Annotated in this window: 7 protein-coding genes and 1 tRNA gene; 6 read left to right on the top strand and 2 right to left on the bottom strand. The window is 40.9% G+C overall.

From position 1 onward, the window contains the following. Positions 1-4 precede the first annotated feature (4 nt). Positions 5-79 (top strand) — tRNA-Gln (locus I6F50_RS14395). Between the two features lie 41 nt (positions 80-120). Here the strand turns inward: I6F50_RS14395 and I6F50_RS14390 are convergent. Continuing rightward, positions 121-1704, bottom strand: a complete 1584-nt coding sequence (locus tag I6F50_RS14390) for a bifunctional diguanylate cyclase/phosphodiesterase (RefSeq protein WP_197176556.1) — start codon at positions 1702-1704, stop codon at positions 121-123. A 154-nt stretch (positions 1705-1858) separates the two neighbouring features. Beyond that, positions 1859-3115 carry an FAD-dependent monooxygenase gene (locus I6F50_RS14385; RefSeq protein WP_197176555.1) on the bottom strand — a complete coding sequence of 419 codons (1257 nt, stop codon included), beginning with the start codon at positions 3113-3115 and terminating at the stop codon, positions 1859-1861. A gap of 169 nt (positions 3116-3284) precedes the next feature. Between I6F50_RS14385 and miaB the strand changes: the two genes are divergently transcribed. From miaB to lnt, 5 genes are read left to right on the top strand one after another with little or no spacing between them, the layout of a single operon-like run. After that, positions 3285-4733 carry a tRNA (N6-isopentenyl adenosine(37)-C2)-methylthiotransferase MiaB gene (gene miaB, locus I6F50_RS14380; protein WP_165728902.1) on the top strand — a complete coding sequence of 483 codons (1449 nt, stop codon included), beginning with the start codon at positions 3285-3287 and terminating at the stop codon, positions 4731-4733. Between the two features lie 51 nt (positions 4734-4784). Beyond that, a complete protein-coding gene (locus I6F50_RS14375; RefSeq protein WP_165728903.1) occupies positions 4785-5843 on the top strand; it encodes a PhoH family protein in 1059 nt (352 codons plus the stop codon). 4 nt (positions 5844-5847) lie between these two features. Beyond that, positions 5848-6306 carry an rRNA maturation RNase YbeY gene (gene ybeY, locus I6F50_RS14370; RefSeq protein ID WP_002958542.1) on the top strand — a complete coding sequence of 153 codons (459 nt, stop codon included), beginning with the start codon at positions 5848-5850 and terminating at the stop codon, positions 6304-6306. A gap of 22 nt (positions 6307-6328) precedes the next feature. Further along, positions 6329-7213 (top strand): CNNM family magnesium/cobalt transport protein CorC, encoded by an 885-nt coding sequence (corC, locus tag I6F50_RS14365; RefSeq protein WP_165728904.1) that lies wholly within the window; start codon positions 6329-6331, stop codon positions 7211-7213. After that, positions 7194-8744 (top strand): apolipoprotein N-acyltransferase, encoded by a 1551-nt coding sequence (gene lnt, locus I6F50_RS14360; protein WP_197176554.1) that lies wholly within the window; start codon positions 7194-7196, stop codon positions 8742-8744. Before corC ends, lnt begins: the two co-directional genes overlap by 20 nt. The last annotated feature ends 14 nt before the right edge of the window (positions 8745-8758 follow it).

Below are 8758 nucleotides of genomic sequence, written 5' to 3'. Positions count from 1 at the left end.
TAGTTGGGATATCGCCAAGCGGTAAGGCACCAGGTTTTGATCCTGGCATTCCCAGGTTCAAATCCTGGTATCCCAGCCAATTTGATTCCCCTGTCTAAAACTTCTCAATACTCATTAAATTCAACTTACTTTTTCTGCACTTAAATAAACATTTATAAATTCATCTATATTTATTGGTTTGCTATATAAATACCCTTGTAAATAATCACAGTTAAGACTCAACAACGCCTGTTCTACCTCTTTAGTTTCTATTCCTTCAGCAACTACATCGCAATTTAATCGACTCGCTAAAAACAATGTAGATTCTACAATGGCGTAATCAGGTGAGTTAGTAAGCATATCTTTGACAAACGACTGATCAATTTTTATTTGATTAATTGGCAGCTCTCTTAATAACGACAGTGACGAAAAGCCAGTACCAAAGTCATCAACACTAAATTTAAACCCGCGCATACTCAACTGTTGCATCATTTTTCTAGCAGCCGGTATATTTGTCATCATTGCACCTTCTGTAATTTCAAAAATTAACGAGTCGCTTAATGTAGGGTCGGTTGCGAGTAAACTAATTATAAAATCGTAAAACTCGCTGCTTTCAATATCTTTCGTTGATAAATTGACATGTATAGTACCGCTGAAACCAAATAGCTTGAGCTTTCTAATATGATTAACGGCTTCTTGTACAACCCATTTCGATAAAGGAAAAATAAGCCCTGTACGCTCAGCTACGGTTATAAACTTTTCTGGACTAATAAAGCTACCATCATCTTGCGGCCATCGGATAAGCGCTTCTAGGCCATGTAATTGCAGATCTTTAGAGTCCATTATGGGTTGTAAATAAAGCTCAAACTCATCTTTATGTAATGCCACTTTAATTTTGGCTGATAAATCAAAAAAGTCCTCAGCTCGTTTACCTATTGCAGATGAGTAATTTACCAAAGGTTGAAATGTTTTTTTAGCTTCATGCAGTGCCAAGTCAGCTTTTTTTAATAGCTGATCGGGCAATCGGCTATCATCAGGAAAACGGCTTACGCCTATACTTAATTGTATTTTAACCATTTGCTCATTCGTACAAAACGGACTTTTGACGGCTGAGTTTATAATGTTTACACAATAATTCATGCTTTCATCTGTATCGGTATGCAATAAAAAAGCAAACTCATCGCCACCTATTCGATATAACTTAGCAATGCCGCATAATTCTTTATTTAGTTTATTGGCAAATGCAGCCAAGAGTTGGTCACCACACTGATGCCCAAACGCATCATTAATTTGTTTAAAGTTATTTAAGTCGATATAAAATAGTGAAAATGGGGAAGGATATTCAACTTGTTTACTTAAAGATTTAAAAAATTTATCGCGGTTAGGTAGAGTTGTTAAGTTATCGTGCTCAGTTTGATATTTTTGATACTGCGTTGCTTGCTCTATTTTAAGAATACTTTTTAAGCTCAGTTTAATAACTAAAAAAACAAACCCACCACCGCCAAGTAACAACATAGCCACCATATTCATAACGACGGGTGCAATGTCGTGGTTTGAAAAATAATAGAGTATCCACCAATACCCTATAATAAAAAAAATAATAGCGCATAGCAGTACACTCCATGCTCTTTGCGATGTTTTTTTGCAAACTTTAACGGTTGTTTTTAAGCTAGCAACAAGCAGTAGCGCACCTAAAATAATTATTACTGTAAAAAAATTATCCACACACAGGCTCTTTAAAGTTATTAAATTGCGATTTAGTGATGTAACACCAGTTAAATTAAAACCGTGTTCAATATAGCCGAGTCACTATTTGCTGACTTAAAAACAGACATAAAAAAAGGCTCATAAATGAGCCTTTCTAATATCTACTTTAAATTTAGCCTAAATCACCACTAATTGCGTATTTTAAAACCCAGTTTTTTATTGGCCCCGTATTATTAGCCATTTTTAAAAACTGGCTGCGTGCCCATTTAAGTGGCGTAATTTGATTAGAAAACCCAAAGTAACACGCGTCCATCATGCTCATCATTAATAAATTAGCCCTGCGGCGAGCTCGCTCGTATTCTTTAAGTTTTAGTGGGCAACCTATATCTCCTGCTTCGTTTAAAACCTCAGCAAGTGCCACTACGTCCTGAAAACCTAAATTAACGCCCTGCCCTGCAAGTGGGTTAATTGTATGTGCAGCGTCGCCCACTAAAACCAAGCGCCCTTGCGAATAATTATTAGCGTGTTGGCGAGTAAGCGGAAATACTGCATGGGTTTGTACTTCAAAGTCTCCAGCAAGTTCTGGGAATTTATTCAGTATGTGCGTTTTTAACTGAGTTCGGTTTAGCCCTTTAAATGCTTGCAATGTATTTGCATCGTCGTACCAAATTAAATTAGCGTACGGTGCCTGCATTGGTAAAAATGCTAATGGCCCGGTTGGTGTAAACTGTTGCCATGTTTTAATTTGTTGCGGGGCATCAAGTTTAATTAATACCCCCATGCAATGCTGTTGGTACTGCCAACCCGTAATACCAATATTAGCTTTAGCACGCAGTTGCGATTGCCCGCCATCGGCGGCAATTACTAGATCAGCTGTATAGGTTTGATCTCCATACACAAGCGTAATTAAATCATCCGTTTGCTCTATTTTAGTTACCGGCAATGATTGCTCAACAACCTCAATCTTATAATGCCCAAATTGCTGCCACAAACTTGCTTGAATTAAACTATTTTCAATCAAGTGGCCTAAATGTGTCGTGTTTATGTCGGCGCAATCAAATAATAAATTGTCACCACCGCGCTCAAAAGCCTCTAATTGTTGATAAGGTGCTATGCGGTTTTGCCTTAAAAGAGGCATTGACCCTAATTCATCAAGTAAATTTTCTGAAAAACGATTAATAGCCGACACTCTAATATCCACCTTATCGCTACTAAGAATGTGTGATGGGTCTATAAGGTGTTTTTCGATTATGCGCACGCCAAAGCCTTGTTGAGCCAGCTTTATCGCCATAGCCGCGCCAACCATGCCCCCGCCCACTACTATCACATTATTTTTGGTCATGTTTTTCATCATTTTATTATTACTTGAGTCTGTTTTGATTGTATCAAAATTAATTTGTTTTATACCAGAGGATATCCCTAACAGCACATTAAACTCGCCCTGTATTGATTTGAGATCACAAACATGAAAACTATACTTGGATCTGGGCGGGTATCCAGCTAAAATACGCCTCCTTTAAGTGAGCATGCTTGCTCCTTAATCCTGTTTCTAGCACATTTTTGTGCCACTATCGAATTGAACACGAGGCAATATTTCAATGAGCAAAAAGCTGCATATTAAAACCTGGGGTTGTCAGATGAACGAATACGACTCTCAGAAAATGGCTGAACTTTTAGATGCCACCAACGGCTACCAGCTAACTGATGATGCAACAGATGCCGACGTAATCTTACTTAACACCTGTTCAATTCGTGAAAAAGCGCAAGAAAAAGTATTTCACCAGTTAGGTCGTTGGAAGTTGTTAAAAGACGACAAGCCAGACTTAATAATTGGTGTAGGTGGTTGTGTTGCCTCACAAGAAGGTGACTCTATTCGCCAACGCGCACCATTTGTAGATGTTATTTTTGGCCCGCAAACATTGCACCGTTTACCAGAAATGATTAAACAAGTGCAAGGCAACAAAGGCTCATCGGTTGTTGATATTTCATTCCCAGAGATTGAAAAGTTTGACCGTTTACCAGAGCCAAAAGCCGATGGCCCATCTGCATTTGTATCAATTATGGAAGGCTGTTCTAAGTACTGTACTTTTTGTGTTGTACCATATACTCGCGGTGAAGAAGTTAGCCGCCCAGTAGATGATGTACTACTTGAAATTGCACAACTTGCAGAGCAAAACGTACGTGAAGTAAACCTACTTGGCCAAAACGTAAATGCATACCGCGGTGACACGCACGATGGCGAAATTTGTTACTTCTCAGATTTAATTCGTCTTATTGCAGCTATTGATGGTATTGACCGTATCCGTTACACCACATCGCACCCGGTAGAATTTACGCCTGATATCATCGACGTTTACGCCGATGTACCAGAGCTTGTAGATCACTTACATCTACCAGTACAAAGTGGTTCAGATCGTATATTAAACCTAATGAAACGTGGCCATACGGCAATTGAATACAAATCGACTATTCGTAAGTTACGTAAAATTCGTCCTAACTTAAGCATGTCGTCAGATTTCATTATTGGTTTCCCAGGCGAAAGCCAAGAAGACTTTGAAGCAACCATGAAGCTTATTAGCGACATTGGTTTTGATATGAGCTTTAGCTTTATTTACAGTGCACGCCCAGGTACACCAGCGGCAGATTTACCAGATGACGTAACAGAGCAAGAGAAAAAAGAACGCTTATACTTACTACAAAACCGTATTACACAAATGGCGCAGCAAATTAGCCGCCAAATGTTCGATACAGAGCAACGTATACTTGTTGAAGGTCCTTCTAAAAAGAACCCAATGGAATTACGTGGCCGTACCGAAAATAACCGTGTAGTAAATTTTGTTGGCCCACACACAGTGATCGGACAGTTTGTTGACGTACGTATTACCGAAGCACTACCTAATTCTTTACGTGGTGACTTAATTCGTACAGAATCAGAAATGAACTTACGACGTGAAATCGCGCCTTCAGCTATTTTAACTAAAGCTGCAGCTGCAGAGCCAAAACCAGACACTGTTAACGAAATTGGCGTAGCTACTTTCGTTCCTTAGTCAAAATTATTAGCGCCAGTTAATACTGGCGCAGTACTATAGGAAGCAATTTTGAGTAATCAGTTAAAAACGTTAGAGATTTATTTAGAACCTGCCGATAACAAACGCCTTTCTTCTTTATGTGGCCCGTTTGACGAAAACATCAAACAAATTGAACGCCATCTGGCTGTTGAAATAATTCACCGTGACAACTTTTTTAAAGTAACCGGTAAATTACACAACTGCGCCGGCGCTGTAGAAATCTTAAAAAACCTTTATGTTGATACTCAGCCAGTACGTGGTGTGTTAGGCGAAATAGAACCCGACGCCGTTCATTTAGCTATTACCGAATCAAAAGCCCTAGAGCAAGACGCATCAAGCAGCGCTTATGGCAAAGATATGGTGATTAAAACACGCCGTGGTGTAATTAAACCACGTAACGATAACCAAGGTGTTTATGTGGCTAATATTTTACACCACGACATTACCTTTGGTATTGGCCCTGCTGGTACTGGTAAAACCTACCTTGCCGTTGCTGCCGCCGTTGACGCCCTTGAGCGCCAAGAAATACGCCGTATATTATTAACGCGTCCTGCTGTAGAAGCGGGCGAAAAGCTTGGCTTTTTACCCGGCGATTTAAGTCAAAAAATAGACCCATACCTGCGCCCTCTTTACGACGCGCTTTTTGAAATGCTAGGTTTTGAAAAAGTAGAAAAGCTCATCGAAAAAAATATCATTGAAGTCGCACCGCTTGCTTACATGCGCGGACGTACTTTAAACGATGCATTTATTATTTTAGATGAAAGCCAAAATACCACCGCCGAGCAAATGAAAATGTTTTTAACTCGCATAGGGTTTAACTCAAAAGCGGTTATTACAGGCGATATTACACAGGTTGATTTACCACGTGGTACACGCTCAGGCCTTCGCCATGCAATGGAAGTACTTGATGGTGTAAACGAAATTAGCTTTAACTACTTTAAAGCCCAAGACGTAGTACGCCACCCTGTTGTAGCACGCATAGTTGAAGCCTACGAGCGTAACGACGAAAGCGAGCGACTAAAGCGCATTGAAAAGCAAAATGCAAAAGACGCACTTGCTGCTCTTCAACAGCCTACTACTAAAGAGTAATACTTTGACAACCGAACTTGATTTACAAATAGCGTGTGAGTTTGACAACCTCCCAAGCGAAGAGCAATTTGCACTGTGGGCCGACAAAGCCCTTAGCCAATATCGTGATGAGTCAGAGCTCAGTATTGTTATTAGCGACGAAGCGCAATCGCAACAGCTTAATAACGACTATCGTGGTAAAAATAAACCGACCAACGTACTGTCGTTCGAATTTGAAGCACCACCAGGAATAGATATTCCCTTGGTTGGTGATTTAATTATTTGCCCAGCCATTGTATTAGCTGAAGCAATTGAGCAAGAGAAGTCATTTCATGACCACTTTGCTCATATGGTTATTCACGGATGCTTGCATTTGCTTGGATTTGACCATATAAAGAGTGACGATGCTTTAGAGATGGAAAGCATAGAAAAGCAATTACTTGCAGAGCTGAACATAGCAGACCCATACCGGGACGATATTTAAATTAACGGAGCAATTAGACGCAATGAGCGACGGTAACTCGCAATCTAGCCAGGGTTCTTCTGGCAAAACGTGGTTGGGCAGAATAGCTCAAATGTTGCAAGGGGAACCCCAGAATAGAGAAGAGCTGGTCGAAGTTATTGCCGATGCGCAAGAACGAGACGTAATCGATCCAGAAACAAAAGAGATGATAGAAGGTGTGCTTGGCGTGTCTGAGCTTAAAGTGCGAGACATAATGGTTCCGCGCTCACAAATGATCACTCTTGAGATCGACAAACCGCTTGAAGAGCTAATTCCAATGATGGTTGACTCAACTCACTCACGCTTTCCGGTGGTGATTGAAGATAAAGATCATGTAGAAGGTTTTTTGCTCGCTAAAGATTTATTGCCACTGATCTTAAATAAAGACGAGCACTTACCATCAATACGCGATTATTTACGCCCAGCAATGGTAGTACCTGAAAGCAAACGTGTTGATACACTGCTAAACGAATTTCGTCAGCAACGCTACCATATGGCTGTTGTTATTGACGAATACGGCGGCGTATCGGGCTTAGTAACGATTGAAGATATTCTTGAAATAATTGTTGGCGAAATCGAAGATGAGCACGACGAAGAAGAAGAACATCAAGATATTCGTCGACTTGCTAAACATGTTCACGTAGTGCAAGCACTCACACCTGTAGATGACTTTAACGAGCATTTTAAAACAGGCTACAGCACAGACGAAGCCGATACTATTGGTGGAACTGTACTGCACGCATTTGGCCACATGCCAAGCCGTGGGGAAACGATTGACATAGAAGGTTACCAATTTAAAGTAACCAACGCCGACAATCGTCGTATTTTGCAACTGCAAGTCACCGTTCCTAAGGATGATGATAACGACAGTGAAGAAACTGCTAACTAGACTTACCCTATTAGCAAAAGATAAAAAAGCATGGCTCGCACTGGTTGCGGGCCTTGTTTTAACTTTTGGCTATGCCCCCTTTGAAATTTGGCCCATTGTATTTATTAGCCTTGGTGCCATAATTTTTTGCATTAACCCTAATAATACCGGTAAAGCACACGCAAAAACCGCTGCTAAATATGGCTTTATATTTGGTCTAGGTTGGTTTGGTGCAGGTATAAGCTGGGTCCATGTTTCTATTGCCACCTTTGGCGGTATGCCGCTTATAGCGTCGCTCTCGTTAATGGCTTTTTTGTGCTCATACTTAGCGTTATTTCCAGCCCTTGCCTTTTGGGCAACCACACGCTTTGCCACTGGCCCTAAAAGCTTTGGTGCATTACTCATTGCTTGCTTTGCAATTAGTGAGTATTTACGTGGTACCGTACTTACCGGTTTCCCGTGGTTAAGTTTTGGCTATACACAAACCGACGGACCACTCAGGCTGCTTGCCCCTTATATTGGCGAGTTTGGCTTAACCCTCGTGTGTATAGCAATTGGTTTTTCACTTTATCGCTTAACCCAAAAAGATTTTAAAACCCCTGTTGTTACGGCCATTGCTGTTGCGCTCATTTTTACAGGCGCAAATACCACAGGCAGTATTCATTACACAGATAAAAACATGTCGGTATTACTCGTTCAAGGAAACATACAACAACACCTGCGCTTTGAGCCAAGTGAGTTTTGGACCACCATGAGCAAATACCAAGACATGACGCGCCCTCACTGGGATGCCGACTTAATAGTATGGCCAGAAGCCGCAGTGCCCGAAATAGAAATGCTTGCTGATTCCTACCTAGCCAATTTAGACAGTGCAGCCTCGTTTAATAAAACCGCCCTTGTAACCGGTATTGTTGACTACCAACGCGATACTAAAAACATATTCAATACACTTATTGTGGTCGGTAATAAAGAACGCGACGACGAGCATGGGCATTACCGTTACCTAGATAAAAACCGCTATCAAAAACACCAGCTATTACCTATTGGCGAATTTGTACCGTTTCAAGATTTACTGCGCCCTATTGCCCCGTTATTCGATTTACCTATGTCGTCGTTTACGCGTGGCGATAAAGTACAAAACAACTTACGCGCCAATGGCTTTAACCTACTACCCGCTATTTGCTACGAAATTGTTTTTGCCGATTTAGTACGCGGTAATTACAAAAGCGACTCCGACCTACTCTTTACTGTAAGTAACGATGCCTGGTTTGGCGACTCCATTGGGCCTTTGCAACATATGCAAATAGCCCGTATGCGCGCGCTCGAACTACAACGCCCTCTAGTGCGTGTTACTAACAATGGTGTAAGCGCCGTATACGACCCTATAAGCCACACACAACAAACCATGCCTCAGTTTGAAGCTACCATATTAAAAGCCAACATTAAGCTTATAAAAGGCGATAGCGTGTACAGCCAGTATGGAAACATGTTTGTGTGGGGATTTGTGTTGTTGATGGGAGTTATTGGGTTTGGGGCTAGGTTCAGAAAATAAGTTAATACTGATCG

The organism is Pseudoalteromonas sp. NZS127_1, assembly GCF_015864295.1.
GTDB lineage: Bacteria > Pseudomonadota > Gammaproteobacteria > Enterobacterales > Alteromonadaceae > Pseudoalteromonas > Pseudoalteromonas arctica.
Note: the sequence above shows the minus strand (reverse complement) of the source record. Positions and strands in the feature narration are given on the sequence as shown.